The organism is Pirellulaceae bacterium (genome assembly GCA_029243025.1).
Taxonomy (GTDB): Bacteria; Planctomycetota; Planctomycetia; order Pirellulales; family Pirellulaceae.
In genome coordinates this window covers 1-18,084 of sequence record JAQWSU010000049.1, presented here as the reverse complement: position 1 = coordinate 18,084, position 18,084 = coordinate 1, and the positions used below count along the sequence as shown (strand labels likewise).

Genomic DNA, 18,084 nt, shown 5'->3' with positions numbered 1-18,084 from the left:
TGTTAAGACGAATCCAGGATGTGCACACGCTGCCTTTGAACGGGTTGTGAACTTGACAGGCATGCTGTGAATCGAATGTGGCGAGAGACAGGGAACGGCACTTTTTCTGTCTTGGACGTTACCGATCTCGGGACCTCAGTGGCGATCGATTAGTGCTGAGGACTCCCTTTGATTGGCAACGCATGGTTTTTTGTGGCTGCAGAAGTGATGGAGGGAGTGGTCTCGGGGAAGCTGCTTAAGAGCGAGTTAGAGCGGGTAAGGTTTCAAGGGGATCGTTAGCTCGATGATTTTTTTTGCCTGGGAGGAATCAAAAGGTGGTTTGCGTTGTCGGCAAAGTGGAAGACGTTGTGGTAGACTGCCGAAAATCGTGGGTGACATCATTGAAGCGTTTACTCCGTAATAAGGTTAGGATCTGTTCTGATGAGTAACTGCCTTCCTGTCACGTTGCTCCTGCTCTTGGCGTTGATGTCCAATGTCGTCGCATCGCCCAATATTGTCTTGTTGATGGGTGATGATCACGGCTGGGAAGAAACGGGTTACAACGGCCATCCGCATGTTAAGACACCGATTCTCGACGAGATGGCAGTGAGCGGCTTGCGACTGGATCGGTTTTACGCGGGGCATCCAACTTGTTCACCGACACGGGCGAGTTTTCTCACGGGACGCCATCCGAATCGGATGGGAACGTTTGCCCCGGGTTGGTCACTGCGGCCCGAGGAAGTCACCCTCGCCCATATTGCACAAAAGGCCGGCTATCAATGCGGTCACTTTGGCAAATGGCACGTGGGCACGGTGAAGGCTGGCTCACCGACGAATCCAGGCGCCATGGGGTTTGACAGTTGGCTTTCTCATGACAATTTTTTTGAATTGAATCCGTCGCTGTCTCTCAATGGTGAAGCGCCCGAAGTCCTGGCCGGCGAAAGTTCGGAAATATTGGTGCGTGAAGCCATTCGTTTTATCAACCAGGCACACCAGGATCAGAAACCCTTTTTGACCGTGATTTGGTTTGGTTCGCCGCACGAACCGTACAGTGGATTGCCTGATGATTTGGCGATCTACGATGATTTACCGGCCAAGTACAAGCAAAAGGAGGTTCGACTTACGTCGAACCAAACGGGACAGCAGATTCGACGACCCCAGGGTGAGGTGCTGCGCGAACGTTACGCAGAGATTACTGCCATGGATCGTGCCATTGGTCAGTTGCGGGAATATCTGGCTAACAACGGCCTCCGGGAAAACACCCTGCTCTTTTATTGCGGTGATAACGGAACATCTCCCGATTCTGCTGTTGCCTCGCCACACTTGGGTGTGAAAGGGCAAATCTACGAGGGCGGTACGCTTGTGCCTGGCCTGATCGAGTGGCCAGCTCGAATAACGGAAGCACGATCTACGAAGGTTAGAGCATCCACGAGCGATCTGTTGCCTACCCTTTGTGCCCTGACGGGACAGCGGCCTCCGAAACGACCCCTGGATGGGATTGATCTTGTGCCGTTACTCGATGGTCAAATGGTTGAGCGAGGCGCACCCCTCTGTTTTTGGATGTACAACACCCGACGCTTTCGCGGGATTCAACCGACCCCCTACATCGATCCGAAACTCCAGGAAGGAACAACGCCGCTCGTTAAATTGGCTCGTGGCAAGCCAACTCGGGATTTTAAGAATTATCATCAGCCGCCTATCGCCGAAGCCGACTTTTTAGGCGCTCGTTCGATCATTCAAGGCGACTTGAAGCTTGTTCTCCAGGAAACGAATGAGGGACAGCTGAAGCAAGAGCTTTTCGATCTCGAAAAGGATCCGGCTGAGAGCCAGAATATTGTCGAAAGTCAATCGGCTGAGGCCGATGAGTTGGCTAGGAAGCTTCGCCAATGGCAGCAGTCCGTCCTGAATAGTCTTCGCGAAGCGGATTACACTGACTGACCTCGCGTACCACGGTGAGTGCCATGTTTCAAATGGCCAGCTTGGCCGTGCTAAGCTCTCGTAGTGCGTGTGGGTCGCGTTGGCAACGTGATGCTGCGGTTGTCAACGGTTTAGACCGAGGAGCAACGGGTGGTTACTAATTGGATCCGACATTTGTTTTTCGGACACTTTACGAGAGGCATCACCCGTAAAGGTGTTCGTAGTTTGATCAACGCAGTCAAGCTGCCTCATGAGCGCAAGAATGTCTTGCGTCAAATTGATCAACGAGCGGCGGATTATGTTTGTAACGAGGAGTCGCTGGCCACCGACCCGCCTTCGCATGGACATTTGGAGTGGAGTAGTTTTATTTTGGCGGCCTACCAGGTGCTGCTGCCAGAATTCGAAGGTCCCGATCAGACGATCGAGGCGCTGGCTGCTTCGATGGAAAAGGCTCACGCAACGCCGATGACCCTGTTTGTACTAGAGCGTTTGATGAAATCGTTTCGAGGTGACGTTGTTCGTGCAGGCAGAATCTTCGATTCAATTATGAAGCAATACGGCAGTTTTTTTCGTTGGGAAATCAAAACCGATGATCGGCAGCTAACGTTTACGATCGTGCGTTGTTGGTATTTTAACTTTTTTGCAGCTCATGGTGTTCCTCGCTTGACTACCTGTGCCTGTCGACTCGATGGCTTGTGGTTCAACCGCATGAGCCCGCAGCGGCACGGCCTGAGATTTAATCGCGTACGATACACGACCAAAGGTTACGGTGGTGAGAACTGCATCTTTTCCATCGAGAAGGTGAAGTAATCTCACAAGAAACAGTCAAGCAGCCGGCGTAGGGGAAAGAAAATCGTTGCAATCTTAAATCTGGGTCGGATCGTAAAAGCGAATGGGTGTGGTACTTGAGTGTTCTTCGAGGCGAAACGGTATGAATAGTTTTTTCGGAACGATGAAAACGGGGCGATGGTTATTAGGCGTTGTTGCTGTTCTGATTTTGATGTTTGTTGCTGTCTGTTGGCTTGTCGGAAACGCGTTAATCGCACCCGCTCATCGATCGGTGGGCCTGCCTCCAAGTGATTTTCCGGCCGTCGAAGTCACCTTTCCATCCAAATCGGCAGCGTCCATTTCGGCTTGGTATGCACCGGTCGATAATGCCGTGGCAACCATTGTCTTATTGCATCCGATACGAGCGGATCGTCGATCGATGCTTGGGCGCGCAAAGTTATTGCATGACCTTGGCTATTCGACGCTTCTCGTCGATCTGCAATCGCATGGTGAATCAATTGGTGATCGGATTGCACTTGGCGAACTTGAGCGGCACGACGCTGTCGCGGCCGTAGAGTTCGTCCGGTCACGAAATCCGAAGCATCGAATTGGTGTGGTTGGCCGCTCGTTGGGAGGAGCGGCCGCATTGCTGGCGAGTCCACTTGATATCGATGCACTCGTGCTCGAATCGGTTTATCCCGACGTCACTGAGGCAGTTCACAATCGTATCGAGATGCGACTGGGACCGTTTCATTATGTTTTGGCTCCTGCTTTGCTTGTTCAGTTGAAGCCGCGTCTTGGTGTCTCACCATCGGAACTTCGTCCGGTGGACCATATTGTCAAAGCGGATTGTCCAGTGTTGGTCGCGGCAGGGGATCAAGACCTGCATACGACGTTGACCGAATCGAGGACGTTGTTTCAAGCGGCTAACGAACCGAAACAATTCGTGGTTTTCGCTGATGCAGCGCACGATGATTTGCTGGAACACAATTCTCATCAATATCGGAATGAGATTGTGCCCTTTCTGGATTTACACCTGCGGTCGACTGAGGCTTCGGACTGAACGAACGAATTAGCGAGACGTTTTCCTAGCCAGGCAATTCCGTTTCCAATGGACAGCGACGTGCGTGCCGTTGTTGCGATGAGTCTAACTCTTCTCATTGCTGTCTTTCCACCGCGAGTGCGTTGAATCACAAGCGGCAAGTTTGGGCAGGTTTCTTGTGTCGTGAGGTCAAGGGTTGACAAACTTGCACGGTGAACGTTCGGGACCTTTGGTAGGTGTTCTCCTAACACTGAATGAGGCCTTTCGATTCCGCACCACCACCTGCGATCGATAGTTGCGAACTGTAAGGCACCGCAGACGTTAGCTCGAGAGCGCTTTTGGGGATTGCTGGCGGAAGGATGAATCGGAAGGACAGCGGTTGGTCAAAGGAATGCTTGCAAGCAATGAACGCCCAGAGCTGGAAAGGTTGAAGCACGTAATCGAGAAAATCGGTTGCCTGCACAGTTTGATAACCCAGGTTGTCAATAGCAGGGTAACCGGGAGGTTACCGAGTTTGGTTCAGATACGATTTGTTACGAAATAAGGTCCTCAGGTAAGCGAACTCAGCTGTGTTGTTATTCGCAAAGAGTCAGACTTTTAGTTAGGTTTAAGCACTTCAAAAAAAGATCGGAGACAAAAATGGATATCGTCAAATCGACGCGATGGATTTGGGTGGCCGGCGTTGTGCTGTTAACTGCCGCACAGGCGGCTGCGGCGGAAAATCTGGGTGAGATCCTGCGCGAAGCAAAATGGGACGGGATTGTTGGAACATGGGTCGATCCGGACACCAAGAACGCGACCAAATTCAGCTGGAAATTTCGGGACCAAGTGATCGAAATAAGGTCGAAAGAGAGCGGTAAGGAATCGATCGGGTTGATGGGTGTGAATGGGAAGACTGGCAAGGTTTTTCATATGGGGGCAGACAGTGAGGGGACCTCCGTGCTCGGTGAATGGGAATTCGAGGAAGATGATGCGGTACTTAATTTCTTGTTTACCGACGAGCGGGGGCAAGAAGGGGCAATGAGTGTTAAGTATCACAGGACTGATGCAGACAACATGGTTGTGACGGTCCATTTTCCCGGCGTGCCCGAGCCAGTTTACAGGGCGAAATTGGTGAGATTAAAACTCAAGGAGAAGTCGAAGTAACAGATCCTTCGCTGGATCGCCGCTTGAATGCGTAAATGATTGGTAATGGCCCGTTGGCAGATTGGATCGAGTGCGCGACTCGCGATAAAAGTGGAGTTTCCACAGAACAACAGCGTGGAGAGTTTTGCTGCAATATTGGCGTTGACGCCGAGAGAGTTTAACTCGCTCAGGCTGGTTTTGGGCCGGACTCAGCGGTGCTGGGGTCCGTCCGGTTTCCGCTTGGCGGAATGGTCGAAAGTGAAAATGGTGTCAGGGACTACGGCGATGGTTCCAGGGTTGTCGCAGTTGTGGCGGATTGCGATAACGATCCTGTTGGATCGTTAAACGGTTGCCACATCCCGGTTCAAGCGTAACTGAAAAATAAGGGCCGTTGACGGACAGGGTTCCGTTGTGACTTTTAACTTGTTCGCATTGATGCTCCCCGTACGCACCTGACTGGACAACCAGTTCCCGAGACTCCGTTAAATTCAAATTGACGAGAGTGACGTCAACTTCCTCATCCGTGATGCGCGTCACAAGTGCGGCGACGTCCGGAGGAATACCACTGCGGCGGCGAACCGGATCAAAATATCGAAGCCTGGCATGTAGTGGTCCACCGTATCGCCCTGGGTGAAGGCCTCCGAGCATCAATTGCACCAAGTTGTTCGCCCTTGCCGGGTTGTATTGCATCGGAACATCAGCAAGCCGGGTGTCGGGCGTTGTCGGATCCTGACGCATGTTTGAGATCCGTTGGCGGATTGCATCGAGATCGCCTGATAAGGCAGAGGCGGCGTAACCCGGATTGTTCCCTTCCAGAAAGGATAACCAAGGGTTATTTCCGACGCGTTCTCGATCTTCCGCAGCCATCGACCAAAAATAGATCGGCAAGGCGCCGTGGCTATAGTGACCCGCGCGATAGGCATACCATCCGTTGTCGCCGTACATGGTTGGATAGCTGGTGACGCCATTTTCCGTACGCCGCTGCTGATTGATTGCCGTGATCATGTCGCGCCAAACCGCCAGATATTTAGGATCGCCGCTGAGTAGGAATGCGTTTCCAAATCCATCGAGTCCCAGTTGATGGGTGTTGCGGTGAGCTATCTCGCCTGTTTGCGGCACTTCAACGGAAAACGACCATCCATAGACACCGCCATACCATTTGCCATCGGCTGCGCCGCCGATTTTGCCGTCGAGTCCAATGTTGGTAGGAATAATATTATCGTTAGCGCGTGTTCTTTTAGCCCAGGCATCAACATATTCTAGAATCCACCTGCGGTACTTGGCTTCGCCCGTGATCGCGTAGGCATTAAACGCCAGTGAAGTTGCGCAGAGATTTTGAGGGTGATCGCCGACTATATCATTGTAGTCCTTGAAGTGGGCAAGCATTTCCTCATAGTTGTTTTCACCATGCAACGCAAGAAAACGGTTTTCCACTTCAATCGGATCGCCGGCCCAGTCGAGCGCGGTCGCCTTTCGAAGTAACGGGCCACGGCTTCCGTTGAACATACTGCGAATGATGCGATGCTCGGTATCGTAGTTTGGTGCGCCAGGATCTTCATTCATGTAGAATCCAGCGTATCTCTGGATTCGTTGGCGGAGTCGAAGGTCGTTGGGTGTGCATAGCCCGAGGAGATTGAAGCCGCTCAGTCCTTCGCCGTTGTGAACCCAGTCGAACATCACTGGGAATTCTTTGTAGTACATTCCGTCGCGGGCCAACGGCACATCGGTGGTTTTGGCTAACGTATATTGTCGGAAATGGCCTTCCAGCGCGCGCTGGAAATCTTTCAACACCTGCTCATCACAGCCGAGTGTGTGTAATAGCGCCCAGTCGTTGCAGTTTTCAATGGCATCATCGGGTCCGTCATTTCCACCCCATCGCTCAACGCAGAGCAAATAACCACGGTCATCGAAATACCGTTGGTAAAACTCGGCGCAGGCTTTCGCACTGGCATCGAGTACTTGCCGCTCAAGCAGCGCCCAATAGGGTGGTGTCATCGGGCTGTCAATGACAACGGTGGGGTCGGCCTGCACAGGTGTCTGCTGGAAGGACAACAGCAGGCCAAGCGTCAGTGATATGGATGACAGCAGACTTCGAGAAATCGGGTGATAACGATCAAATAATTGCATGGCGAAATCACCTTTCAGCGGTTGAGGGTGGAGAGGCAGGCGTTTGACGAATGTTCTCGAGCTTTGCCATCACGGCGCTCACGCGGAGCCGAAGCAAAAGCGGTTAGCCCGTTGTGCCTGATTTTAATGCACAAGTGAGACCAAATTCAGCTGGAATCCGCCCGAGTGAGGGAAAAAACTGATTGTTCAACCACTGGGAACCCCTGCCCTTCATTTTATCCAGGAAGAATAGAAGTTAATGAGGTAAATGGCTCGCTCCAAAAAAGGTTATCGTGGGCGGGATTAAGTGCGACAGCACGTTACAAAATATCGTCGAGGATAAACACCCGATCGTCTCTCAACGGATGAGCGGCTGCGATCGTGTTAACGTTCCCGCGGCCAATTATGTGATTTGAACCGATCCAAAAAACGGGGCTGATAGGAAGGAGCGAGTGTTCCGGATTTATTTCCGACTGGTGTGTTGGGTTGTTTGTTACACCGTTTTGGAAGGTGGCAACGTTCGCCTGTTTTCGTAGGAAATTTTCATGCATGGCTTGGGGATCGGGCCGCCCGTTAACCACTTGTAGGCCGTTAGGCGGAATTGACGCGGGTGATCTGGTACAATCCGCCTTCCGAGGGAATGGGACGGGCATGCGCCCCTTGATCGACTCGCAGTGAGAGCAAAAAGGTCATGTTTACGAGCAACGAAATCGTTTCGGTGTTAGAGGAGATGGGTATCACGCACGTGGTGTGGATCCCTGACAGCGATATTGGGCGATGGGAGGCCGCGCTGGATGACTCTTCCTTGCAGATGGTGCGTGTCTGTCGAGAGGGAGAGGCATGGCCACTTGCGGTGGGGCTAACGGTTGGCGGGTGTCGCCCGCTGGTGATGATGCAAACCACGGGTTTGTTCGAATCTGGTGACGCATTGCGACACGTGGTGTATGACCTGGAAGTACCTGTGTATGCGTTGATTGGAGCAAGAAACTGGCTCAAGCCGGAAGTTCAGGATTCGGCCGCCTTGTGTGCTGAACCTTTGTTGAAGGCCTGGGGAGTCGACTTCATCGTGATTGAGCAAGCAAACCAAGCGAACGAACTGAAGACGCACTATGCGCGGTGCCTTGAGGCGAAACGATCCGGCTTTGCGTTGATGGCTGAATAGTGCAATAGGAAAGGTTTTCGGCATGATGGATGTCCGTGAGTCGTTGAAAGTACTGTCGCGTGTGCGCGGACACAATGACGTTGTGATTACCAATCAGGGATCGGCACGTATTTGGCCGCTTATCTCGAGTCATCGATTTGATTTTCAATACAATCCGTCGACGATGGGAGGAGCGATACCCTTGGCCTTGGGGATCGCACTCGCAAAAGCGGACCGAGAGGTGATTGTTGTCTCGGGTGACGGTGCCTTGTTGATGAGTCTTGGTTCGTTGGTATCCGTCATTGGCAGCGGCGTTAGAAATCTAACAGTCGTCCTACTGGAGAATGGGATCTATGAAGTGACGGGTGGACAAAGGACAGCCGCGAACGGGACCGCAATTGATTTTGCCGCGATCGCCAGCGGGAGCGGCTTTGCTGTTGCACGATCGTTCGACGACTTGCCGAGCTGGACCCAAGACGCCGAGACGATATTTGCGGTCCAGGGACCCCGTTTTATCAATCTCAAGGTTGCTGCTGCCGATCAGCAGGATCTAAAGACACCGCCTGAATCAGCTTCCATGCAGATTCAGCGATTTAGGGAATCGCTGGCGAAAAATTAACACTGACTCTGTCTTTGGAGATAATACGTGCGATGAATTCAAATGATCGATTCGCTTCACGTCGAAAGTGGTTGGCCGCGTCTACGGGGGCATGTTTGGCGGGTGGCTGGTGGTCGGTGACCGCGCAGACAAAGGACTCCGTGGTGGATCGTGGTTCCAAGGTCAAGATCACACGACTTGTCCCGATTCGATTTCAAGATCGTGTCTTTGTGCGAATCGATACCAATCGTGCGGTGAGCGGGTGGGGTGAAATTAAAGGCGTAATACCGAGTGTCGCTGAAGCGTTAGTCGTATCCATGTTTGAAATGCTGGAAGGTCAGAACCCAACGCGTATCGAACATATTTGGCAGATCTTGTACCGAGCCGAGCGGAATCAGCGAGGCGGTGCCTTTATGTTGCACTGCATTTCTGGAATCGATATGGCCTTGTGGGATATTGCCGGAAAGCTTTGGGGAGTTCCGGTGTATAGCCTTCTCGGTGGTCCGACCCGGGACAAGATTCGTGTCTATCCATCGGCGGACGCAGTGAAGTTGGGGGCCGGACCGCAGCGACTGGCTGGGAATCCGGCAGAAATTCAACCTTTTGTCGATCAGGTCCGCTCGGCACGCGAACGGTTGGGGCCCAAGGGCACTGTCATGTTCGACGCCCATTGTGCGATGCCTCCGGCATTCCTGATTCAATTTGCCAATGCCGTGGAACCGTACGAGTTGTTGTTCCTGGAAGAGCCCGCTGTGCCAGGTAACCTTGAAGTCTTTAAGCGTCTCAAGCAGCAGATTCGCATTCCGTTCGCCTTGGGAGAACGTGATCGGACCATCTGGGGTATTTTGCCATATCTGGAAGCGGGAGTGGTCGATATTGTCCAACCTGACTGCGGCTATACCGGTGGAATCTCGCAGATGAAAAAGATTGCTACGTTGGCGGAAGCATACACCTGCCCGCTTGCTCCGCATTGCACGCAATCATATCTCGGCATGACCGCTAGCTTCCAGGTTTCGATAGCCGTGCCCCATCTGTTGATTCATGAATCGTATGACAGTGATTTGTTTGCGAAGTTTCTCAAGCCGAGTTGGACCAAGGATTCCGGTTACGTCCGGATGGGCGACGCGCCAGGGCTGGGGATTGAGGTGGACGAAACCGAAATGCGACGAATTGCCAAGGATCCGACCTTTCGATTCCGTTGGCGCGGTCCTCGTTTGTTGGATGATGGCTCGGTCACGGATTACTGATGCCAGGAATCTTTAAGCGGGTTGCCCGTTGGCTAAAGCATCTCGCCTTCTGAAAAGGGAATGGAATGACCGGCAAAGATCAGGATTCTCAAGCCGCAGAACTGCCGAACACTTTTTGGGGTTACTTGCGATCGTTTGGTCCCGGCTTGGTGATTGTGCTCACCTGGTTGGGCGCTGGTGATATCGTCGAGATCGGTGTGGCAGGTGGCAATTTCGGATATGCCTTGATGTGGGGCGCCGTGATTGCCATCGTGATGCGGTTTCTGTTCGTGTCGCTGATTGCCAAATACCAGCTCTGCAATGTACGGGGTGAGGGTGTCTTGGATGGCCTTGCCCGATTGCACCGTTTCTACCCGGTGTTGTTGTTTGTCGCCTCGATCGTCATGGGGCACATTTATTGTGCTTACATGACCGTCGGAATTGGTGAAGCCTGTGTGAATCTCACTGGTTACGGAACGAAATTGGGCTGGGCTTTATTTTGGAATGGACTGGCTTTATTGATCGTGTTTCGGCCCGTTTTTAGTCGAGTTGAACTGCTATTTAAATTGTTTCTTGCCATCTTGTCGGTCTCATTCTTAGGGACGGCGATCTGGGTGGGGCCCAATCCGTTGGGAATCCTGGAAGGCACGTTGGCCTTTAAACTGCCTGTCCAATCTGGGCAGTTTTCTCCCCTGTTGGTCGTGATTGGAATGATTGGGGCTGTCGGTGGATCGCTGATGAATCTTGTGTACCCCTATCTTTTAGAAAGCAAGGGATGGAAAGGTCCGGCCTACCGTCGTGTTCAGATGTATGACTTCCTGTTAGCCGTCGTCGTGATGATCCTCTTGGATTTGGCAATCTGGACCCTGGGTGCGGAGGTTTTGTATCCACGTGGCTTGACCATCGAGACGATGGATGACTTGCCACGTCTCTTGAGCCAGATCCTGGGTGTCGGCGGTCGGCTCTTGTTTTACGTGGGGATTTTCGCAGCGGTTTACTCGTCGTTAATTGGGCACGCCTTCGGATTGGCTCAGCTAGGTAGCCATGCTTATTCGTGTTTGCGAAAAGAGCCGTTGGGATCGACCCGCGCATTCGAACAGCATTGGTGTTATCGATGGATCGTCCTGTGGTGTCTGATTACTCCCTTGATTTGGACACTTCCCAATATGCCCGACTTCGTGACACTCACGCTTATCGCCAATAGTGCACAGGTCGTGTTGATTCCTCTGTTGGCGGGTGGACTCTGGTGGATTACTGCCGATCCTGCTTATATCGGCAAGAAGTATCGGAATCGATTGTGGGAAAATATTGTCATGCTGCTCCTGTTTGTGCTCGCACTTGGGGGTGCGTGGGCAGCGATCGTTTCTGTGACAGGGGCGGTGCGGGAACTGATCTGGTAAGCGGCTTAAAACAGTGGCCTGACAATCATTGTTTCATCCCGTAAGCTAGGGTGTTTGCGCCACGGTCGATGCATCGTATCGACTCGCGCGGGCTGTGATGCTGTCGGAAAGCAGCGATAGCAAAGTCTGTCGATATTTTTTCTTTCATCGCCCTTACTGTTGAAATCGTATCTTCCCGACTCCCGCACTCAGTGTTTTTGGTGATTGCCGACGGTCATCGGGATAGATTTGAGGCGTATTCGCCGATATTAAAAAACACGGAGAGATGAGGGCCGGACGAAGTGGTTAAGCGTTTATCCTCGACGACCTTGGATGACCGTTGACCGGTAGGGTAGCCCGCCTCCGGGTGGCTATCTCCCCGTGTAGGTTTGGCGGCGAGACGGTCATTGTTATGACAAGCACTTGGTTGGGCGCCAAGGTTCAAACCCGGGGTCGTGGGCGTGCAGCCAGTGGTGCTTGGTTGTCGTGGTGCAATCGAAAAGGATCCAGTGCATGAAAACTGCTTTCCTATTTATGGTTTACGACGAAATTCTGCACGAAGATTTGTGGCATGACCACTTCTTCACGGGTGTTAGTGATTCGAAATATAGCATTTACATTCACTACAAGCCTGAACTTGAGTTGAAGACAAAACATTACAAAGAGAAGGTTCTGCCATTTTGCACGGAGACAGAATGGGCAAAGGTGTCCTTGTTGATCGCGCAAAATCTGCTTCTGTCTGAAGCGCTAAAAGATAAGGCGAACGAGCGGTTTGTCATTCTGTCTCAGTCATGCGTTCCGGTAAAAACGTTTGATCACGTTGAGAAGGTGATCTATCAAACCGATAAATCGTTTTTCAACGAAAGACCCAAGGAATTTCTGCGCAGGTATCGCATCATAGAAACTATATTTGGAGAGCATCAGGTTTACAAAGCCAGCGCGTGGTGCATTCTGAATAGAAAGCACGCGTCTTTGTTAGCCGCGCGAGATGGGTTCTTCTCTGAGCAATGGATGAGGAATTTTTCCATGGTCTTTGCACCCGAAGAGGTTGCCTATCTAAGTCTGTTGCGTCGGGAAGGACTCGGCGGAGAGCTTGAAGTTGTCGATGACCTGACCTACGCAACGACATTTACCAACTGGGGTCCTCACCCAGAGATTGAAGGTTGGACTGGATATGTGATGCCAGAATACAAATATCCGCGACCGACGGACAATCGAGTTAAGGATTATGAGGAGATATCGGAAGAAGAAATAAACGATCTCGTCGGGAGCGATTCGTTGTTCGCGAGAAAGTTTAAGAAGACTTGCCGCATCGCAGGTTCAGAAATCAGCCTCAAGGATTTTTTGAAGCCGCATGTAGATGGAAATTGCTAACCGCTCGGTGGACGCAAATTTTTTTTGATTAACGATGCTGGACTCGAGTCGTATGGAGTCGGCAGGCAGACTTCATCGGTTTTACCGTCGAGGCGTGCTTTGCCAAGTTGTTGGATGAAACTTCTGCGTCGAGTTGTAGATCGGAATGATAGCAGGTGTGATTTGTGAGTGATTCATTGGGCAACGACCGTCGAAGTCAGAATCGTTCCGTTGATAATATAGAACGGCAGTTACTGGAACTCCTTTTTGAGGAAAATTCGGGAGGAGTGACCCAAGGCCGAGCCCGCGTTTTATCTGCAGGACTCGCAGAACGGGCAATTCAGTGGGGGCTTGCTCCGGCATTGCTTCAGCGATTATCGGAACGAGATGAGGCTCTTCCCGCTGAGGTCAACAAGTGTGTCGAGTCTTACGTATTAATGACTCGTGTCCGCACCTTGCAATTGGCATCCCGAGGCGCCATGGCTCTTGGTGCTTTGAATGAGGCAGGCGTCAATGCCGTTTGCTTTAAAGGATTTGCCCGGTACGCCGAGACGGGGATGCTGCCGTTTCGTTCGATGGGTGACGTCGACCTTTTGGTAACGCCGAACGCTCTGGATCGCGCCATTAGGATCTTGGAGGATGTCGGATTTCGTCTCGATATTCCGGGACCGATCGAAGACTATCAAGCGTTCATTCACAGCGCGCCTCACTTTTCTGGCAATCGTGCCGTTGCCTTGGTAGATGAGGATAGCAATTCGATCGACCTTCATTGGGGATTTGGACAAATGTGCGGTCCTGCCCTCCAGCCAGAGCGAATTGTAGAGCGGAGCGTTCAGGTCGAGGCCTGCGGTCAGGCGATACGCCATGTAGGTCGACTTGATAATCTTTTGTTGTCAGCTCATCACGTGCTACGCGAGAACTTTACACCGTCGTCGATCACCAAAAGTCTGTTGGATATCCATGAACTTGTTAGGGGCGATGATGAGCCGTTGGAGGAACGGATTTTCAAAGAAGCTGGAATGCCCAACGTTGCATTAGTGGCCTGCCAACACATTTTGCGAAAGTTTTCGGGGCAGGATCAACGGGCAGGAACGGAGGCGCGACTGAGCAGACTACTTGACGCTGCGGATCGTCGGCAGGCAGAGAATCTGGCTGCTGTTTTCGAGCTTCAGGTCGATGCACGTTCGGTCAATCGAGATGTATTGCATCTTCTTCATGGGGCGTCGCTCCGCGAACTCTTGCGAACAGCCTTTCTTAATTCGGGTCGGAATCGACGCTTCATGGAGGCGATCGGGGAAGTTCCGGATCGCAATCGTTTCGCACGATTCTTGTGGGATCTGCTACGCGTTGGCCGGCGAGACTTGTTGCTTTACCGGTCTCTTGCCCGTGCAAAAAGACCTTTGCGATCCCGCGAGGTCAACGCATTGGGGCAGCGGGTCTAGAAACTGGCGTCCGCGCCGTACGAGGGTGGATAACAAATTACTTCATTAGGTCAACTGGCGGATCTGAGATTTTCGATCGAGGTTGGCGTGATCCGGCGATCCATCCACGAAAAGCCGAGCCGAGTTGCCGGACGAATCGGATGGGATAGCTGACAGCTCGCAATAGATAGCTGACTGGAACGTTTCGGCGACCGTTTGATTCATAGAATAAATGCTGGCGACTTGGAAGCACTGCGAATCCAATGGCTGCAGGCAGGAGCTGTGGAATCGTACTCGCGTGTTTCAGAAAGGCGATGCCCGATCGACGGCTACGTAGGCCTGCCGAGAGAATGAAATTTCGTTCCCTGCGTTCCTGGCCTTCGCCTTGTTGCAAAAGTTCCTGGAGTAATGACGGGTCAACGGGCGCGTGAAGTTGTTGGTGAAGGTAGTCGAGCAGCCTGGCAATCAGGGAAAGAGCGTCGTTCACACCCGCTGATTCCTTCAGGCTCAGCAGATTGGGGCGATCGGAAGAGTGGGAGAGAAGTTTGAAGGAATCACAAACCCAGCGAAGGTTGTGGCTGCTGGGCGACGTGGCGGTTTCGATTAGTGTATGGCTTAGCCGATCATTCGGGCTGAGGATGCGGACAGATCGTTCTTCGATGCAGATGGTGTGACTACGCTGTAGCACCGCTTCGAGATTACATCTTACGTGCGGTATGGCGAACAGCGTTGATCGCATCGTAAGAGTGAGGCCAGATCGATGCACGAAATGATCAACTAATCCCACGGCGGCTCTTTCCGAATGGACGGCGCGGAAATTCGATTTGAATAGCGCTGAGCGGGCTCGCGTGAGCTCGGCGGGTACGACCACCAGATCGATGCCGTGGTTGTGTCGTAACGCGTGATCTTTGTAAGTTGAATAAGCATAGGCTGATCCGCCGATGAGGAGCGGATCGACGTCGAGGTTGTGCATCGCTAGATGCACGCTTTTTAGGATGTCGGTGAAGATCTCGTTGCGGAGTTGCTCACGCAGTTGTGCTGCGCGAGTGTAAGCTGAGAAATTTTCATCGACCGTGATTCGGTTGTCTCGAATCGCTTGGCTAATCAGGGGGAGCAGACCTTTTCTGGCCATCATCTCATTCTGGAAGTAGGCTTTGGGATCACCTGTTCGCAGGCCCCATTGTTCCCAGGCTTCACGCGCAGCAGAATCTGACCAGAGGATGGAACGGAGTAAAAGAACGTCCGCGTGCAACGGCAGGCGAAGGGCGAGGGAAACCGAATTTCGATTCCGTGAGTCAGTCACGTGATCGGCCTCTCTACGCTTGGTCATCGTTGGATTTTAACTGCCGTTTTCGGATCAGAGAAAAAAGTTCGTCGGCATCTTGAGTGCCTCGGTTTCGGCTTAGATTGTTGAGATGGATGCGTCGATGTACCCAGAGTTGTTCTGACTCGACGATCTTAACAGCGGCTTCGCGAGCTTTTATCAACCAAGCGGCCGTGTCACGGTGGCGAAGCTGTGGGTCAAATAAGCCAATGAGTTCGAAAACCGATCGACGGACCATTAGGGTGGAAGACGGTCCGGGGTGCGGCTCTGAGAGTGCTGAATTTTGGGCGTCGAGTTCTTCCTCGTGAAGAGATTCGATCCAGAAGTTTTTCTGGTAGCCTGTGCAGATTCCGGGATGGGATTCATCCTCAAGCTGCGCGACTTGAGATTCTGTTTTGTCGACAACCCAGATGTCGTCCGCATCCAAGAAGCAGAGTAACTGCCCGGTTGACTGTTGAACTCCTCGATTTCTCGCTGCCGAGGGGCCCGCATTCTCCTGTCGGAGGCTTTGAATTCGATCGCCGTAGGATTCAAGGATGTTCGGTGTGGCATCGGTGGATCCATCATCGACCACGATGATTTCAATGGGGCTGTAGCTTTGAGAAAAGACACTTTCTAGTGCCTCTTTCAGATATTCTGCTCCATTAAACACTGGGATGATGCAACTGACAGTCGGAAATGGCATGGTTATTTTTTGTCGTTTTTGGGGAGTACCGGAAGTGGCGGGTCCAGGGCAAACATTTCCGCCATGTCGTCAAACTTTTTCAGCTCCGGGCTCGTGTATTTCAATCTTTCTGTCGGGGAGTCGACGGTGACCGCTTCGGCCGTATCGCGGTTGATTCCAATCAGGCCCTCGGAAAGTAATTGTTCGGTGAGCTTTGTCATCTCAGCTTTTACTAGCCCCATCGGAACATCATATTCTTTGGTCAACGCTTGGCAAAGTTCATCGAGGGTTGCTCGCTTTTGAATTAGGGCCCAAACGCGATCGCCTACCCCGCCCATCGTGTAGTACGTGCCGTTTCCAAGATTAATGAGTATGACTTCACCATCCATAACATTGGAGGCAATCTCACCCTCCTTGGTGATGAATCTGATCGTTCGGGGCATTTTTTCTTCCTTTACAAAGTTTTAGTCACTCGGTGTGAGGTGATTTCAAAGGTGCTTGGAGCGGTTGAATATTTTGAAGGTGTGACTTTTCGGAGGCAAAGATTAAGCCGGTTGTTTCACTTGACGGTCAGGAGTTTAGTAAACGAGTTGCGGGAGATATTTTGTGGGCCGGTTGATGCGTCAGGCGGTGTCTCGTCGGCTTGTTTGAGATAAACCTTGGCTCACCTCCCTCGCTAAATGACGAATCGAGTCAGGGATACGGTTAATCTCGTGGCCCAAGTCGAGCCAGTAGGCAGGAATCTGTTGAACCATTTCGGATAGGCGGTTGAATGAAGCTTGATCGGGCCGAGGTAGAAACATGACGGATGTCGGTGCAAGGGCAAATAACGCGTCCGATTTTGAGGCTGGCCGATAGGTTGTCTTTGCACGGTTGACGATGTTGGGTAGCAGGATCGCCTTGATGGATATTGAACGCTGGATTTGCTGGTGAAAAGCCTCGTTCAGAAAAACAACCGTCTTTTCCGTGGTCGACTGCGTGGTTGGCAACGAATGTTCTTGAAGATATGGAAATCGCTTTAAGTGGTCTTCTGCTACAAGGCAGGTTGCAAACAGGCTGTGCCCCTCAAACCCATTCGAATGCGTCTGTAACCCGATAATATCGTCACCCAGATAGTTCATTCCGGCTCGGAGACAGGAAATGGTGGAAGTCGTTTTCCCGACTCCGGCGTTGCCAACGAATAACATGCCAGTATCTTCAACGCCGACGAGACCCGCGTGAATTGACTGAACGCCCTGCTCTTGTAACCAAGCTGTGATGATTTTTTGGAAAGGTCGACCGATTTGATCCGGATACTGTGCATCGGCCGAGGCAATGTAGCTGGCGGCTTGGCTGGACTCCGAATCGAACCAGCTTAGACTCGTGTCCCGTTGTTCGCTGAAGTAACGATCATCCGTGGAAGTCCTGAAGAGAATATCGAAGTCGTTGAGCTGGCTCGGTGCATCGGAATTGGCCATCAGTTGAACGCCGGATTCGGCAGCGTCCCAAGCCTGGATTGTTAACTCCGGATCGACCAGGTCCGTGGTAATCAGATGGCCGAAGGAGCTGGCGAGCTGTCGGGCCAATTTGGTGCCGACAATGCTTAGACGAATTGTGTGGCCCGCACAGGTTATATCAAGTTGGCGTTGCCCCGTGGTGTGTGCTAACGCTGCGGCCTCGAAGGTATTCTGAAGCTGAGAAAACGTTGCAGCTCCATCTACGATGATTTGGTCTTTTCGAATCATTAGGCAAAAGGAGTGGCGAATTTAGTGTCCGTTGGCATGCGAGCGTAATTCGCACGATTGGAAATTCCTCCAGGCTTAATTCCTGAGAGGGGAATCTGCGATTGCTGTTCAACAGTGGGTGTTGTATCTGGAAAAGATAGTTTCCGGACAGAGCCGGAAGGGGCGTCGAGAATCATTCGACTGAATTGCCACAAGATCCATTGCCAGCTTATGCATAGCGGTGGCGCAGACAGCAAATTTTTTGAATTGGGTGATTAGGGGGATCATCCCAGTTGGTCGTGTTTTGCCCGCAATAAACAGCCCGGAAGCAGGTCCAG

General features: G+C 52.0%; 16 protein-coding genes. 10 read left to right on the top strand and 6 right to left on the bottom strand.

The annotated features are described in order from the left end of the window. Nucleotides 1-420: 420 nt before the first annotated feature. The 4 genes from P8N76_23945 to P8N76_23930 all read left to right on the top strand — a co-directional run bounded on the left by P8N76_23945 (nt 421) and on the right by P8N76_23930 (nt 4,852). A complete protein-coding gene (locus P8N76_23945; protein ID MDG2384742.1) occupies nt 421-1,917 on the top strand; it encodes a sulfatase-like hydrolase/transferase in 1,497 nt (498 codons plus the stop codon). A 129-nt stretch (nt 1,918-2,046) separates the two neighbouring features. After that, on the top strand, nt 2,047-2,706 hold the full coding sequence (locus P8N76_23940; protein ID MDG2384741.1) for an L-2-amino-thiazoline-4-carboxylic acid hydrolase: 660 nt from the start codon (nt 2,047-2,049) through the stop codon (nt 2,704-2,706). Between the two features lie 121 nt (nt 2,707-2,827). Then, the gene (locus tag P8N76_23935) at nt 2,828-3,727 is read left to right on the top strand and encodes an alpha/beta hydrolase (protein ID MDG2384740.1); all 900 of its coding nucleotides are present in this window, start codon (nt 2,828-2,830) and stop codon (nt 3,725-3,727) included. Between the two features lie 618 nt (nt 3,728-4,345). Further along, on the top strand, nt 4,346-4,852 hold the full coding sequence (locus P8N76_23930; GenBank protein MDG2384739.1) for a hypothetical protein: 507 nt from the start codon (nt 4,346-4,348) through the stop codon (nt 4,850-4,852). A 249-nt stretch (nt 4,853-5,101) separates the two neighbouring features. On the opposite strand, the gene P8N76_23925 is transcribed toward P8N76_23930, so the two are convergent. Beyond that, nucleotides 5,102-6,958, bottom strand: coding sequence for a hypothetical protein (locus P8N76_23925; GenBank protein MDG2384738.1), 1,857 nt, complete (start codon nt 6,956-6,958; stop codon nt 5,102-5,104). A gap of 670 nt (nt 6,959-7,628) precedes the next feature. Here P8N76_23925 and P8N76_23920 point away from each other — a divergent pair. The 6 genes from P8N76_23920 to P8N76_23895 all read left to right on the top strand — a co-directional run bounded on the left by P8N76_23920 (nt 7,629) and on the right by P8N76_23895 (nt 14,076). Next, nucleotides 7,629-8,099 (top strand): hypothetical protein, encoded by a 471-nt coding sequence (locus tag P8N76_23920; protein ID MDG2384737.1) that lies wholly within the window; start codon nt 7,629-7,631, stop codon nt 8,097-8,099. A gap of 22 nt (nt 8,100-8,121) precedes the next feature. Next, nucleotides 8,122-8,697, top strand: a complete 576-nt coding sequence (locus P8N76_23915; protein ID MDG2384736.1) for a thiamine pyrophosphate-dependent enzyme — start codon at nt 8,122-8,124, stop codon at nt 8,695-8,697. Between the two features lie 32 nt (nt 8,698-8,729). Then, nucleotides 8,730-9,923 carry a mandelate racemase/muconate lactonizing enzyme family protein gene (locus P8N76_23910; GenBank protein ID MDG2384735.1) on the top strand — a complete coding sequence of 398 codons (1,194 nt, stop codon included), beginning with the start codon at nt 8,730-8,732 and terminating at the stop codon, nt 9,921-9,923. A 65-nt stretch (nt 9,924-9,988) separates the two neighbouring features. After that, nucleotides 9,989-11,302, top strand: a complete 1,314-nt coding sequence (locus P8N76_23905; protein ID MDG2384734.1) for an Nramp family divalent metal transporter — start codon at nt 9,989-9,991, stop codon at nt 11,300-11,302. 492 nt (nt 11,303-11,794) lie between these two features. Beyond that, the gene (locus P8N76_23900) at nt 11,795-12,655 is read left to right on the top strand and encodes a beta-1,6-N-acetylglucosaminyltransferase (protein ID MDG2384733.1); all 861 of its coding nucleotides are present in this window, start codon (nt 11,795-11,797) and stop codon (nt 12,653-12,655) included. Nucleotides 12,656-12,819: 164 nt separating this feature from the next. Continuing rightward, entirely contained in the window at nt 12,820-14,076 is a 1,257-nt protein-coding gene (locus tag P8N76_23895) for a nucleotidyltransferase family protein (protein ID MDG2384732.1), read from the top strand. Nucleotides 14,077-14,113: 37 nt separating this feature from the next. On the opposite strand, the gene P8N76_23890 is transcribed toward P8N76_23895, so the two are convergent. From P8N76_23890 to P8N76_23870, 5 genes are all read right to left on the bottom strand, one after another. Then, entirely contained in the window at nt 14,114-15,385 is a 1,272-nt protein-coding gene (locus P8N76_23890) for a nucleotidyltransferase family protein (GenBank protein MDG2384731.1), read from the bottom strand. After that, a complete protein-coding gene (locus P8N76_23885; GenBank protein MDG2384730.1) occupies nt 15,372-16,064 on the bottom strand; it encodes a glycosyltransferase family A protein in 693 nt (230 codons plus the stop codon). The genes P8N76_23890 and P8N76_23885 overlap by 14 nt, the downstream gene beginning before the upstream one ends. A gap of 2 nt (nt 16,065-16,066) precedes the next feature. Further along, complete coding sequence (locus tag P8N76_23880) at nt 16,067-16,486, bottom strand: PqqD family protein (protein MDG2384729.1); 420 nt, start codon at nt 16,484-16,486, stop codon at nt 16,067-16,069. 180 nt (nt 16,487-16,666) lie between these two features. Then, the gene (locus P8N76_23875) at nt 16,667-17,767 is read right to left on the bottom strand and encodes a hypothetical protein (GenBank protein MDG2384728.1); all 1,101 of its coding nucleotides are present in this window, start codon (nt 17,765-17,767) and stop codon (nt 16,667-16,669) included. Between the two features lie 108 nt (nt 17,768-17,875). Continuing rightward, nucleotides 17,876-18,084, bottom strand: a 209-nt coding sequence (locus P8N76_23870) for a hypothetical protein (GenBank protein MDG2384727.1), incomplete at its 5' end; no start/stop codon positions are given.

Excerpts from the sequence above, each read along its gene's own strand:
- P8N76_23875 (MDG2384728.1), bottom strand. The coding sequence starts at position 17,767 with ATGATTCGAAAAGACCAAATCATCGTAGATGGAGCTGCAACGTTTTCT.
- P8N76_23885 (MDG2384730.1), bottom strand. The coding sequence starts at position 16,064 with ATGCCATTTCCGACTGTCAGTTGCATCATCCCAGTGTTTAATGGAGCA.
- P8N76_23915 (MDG2384736.1), top strand. The coding sequence starts at position 8,122 with ATGATGGATGTCCGTGAGTCGTTGAAAGTACTGTCGCGTGTGCGCGGA.
- P8N76_23890 (MDG2384731.1), bottom strand. The coding sequence starts at position 15,385 with ATGACCAAGCGTAGAGAGGCCGATCACGTGACTGACTCACGGAATCGA.
- P8N76_23920 (MDG2384737.1), top strand. The coding sequence starts at position 7,629 with ATGTTTACGAGCAACGAAATCGTTTCGGTGTTAGAGGAGATGGGTATC.
- P8N76_23930 (MDG2384739.1), top strand. The coding sequence starts at position 4,346 with ATGGATATCGTCAAATCGACGCGATGGATTTGGGTGGCCGGCGTTGTG.
- P8N76_23910 (MDG2384735.1), top strand. The coding sequence starts at position 8,730 with ATGAATTCAAATGATCGATTCGCTTCACGTCGAAAGTGGTTGGCCGCG.
- P8N76_23905 (MDG2384734.1), top strand. The coding sequence starts at position 9,989 with ATGACCGGCAAAGATCAGGATTCTCAAGCCGCAGAACTGCCGAACACT.
- P8N76_23925 (MDG2384738.1), bottom strand. The coding sequence starts at position 6,958 with ATGCAATTATTTGATCGTTATCACCCGATTTCTCGAAGTCTGCTGTCA.
- P8N76_23945 (MDG2384742.1), top strand. The coding sequence starts at position 421 with ATGAGTAACTGCCTTCCTGTCACGTTGCTCCTGCTCTTGGCGTTGATG.
- P8N76_23935 (MDG2384740.1), top strand. The coding sequence starts at position 2,828 with ATGAATAGTTTTTTCGGAACGATGAAAACGGGGCGATGGTTATTAGGC.
- P8N76_23880 (MDG2384729.1), bottom strand. The coding sequence starts at position 16,486 with ATGCCCCGAACGATCAGATTCATCACCAAGGAGGGTGAGATTGCCTCC.
- P8N76_23900 (MDG2384733.1), top strand. The coding sequence starts at position 11,795 with ATGAAAACTGCTTTCCTATTTATGGTTTACGACGAAATTCTGCACGAA.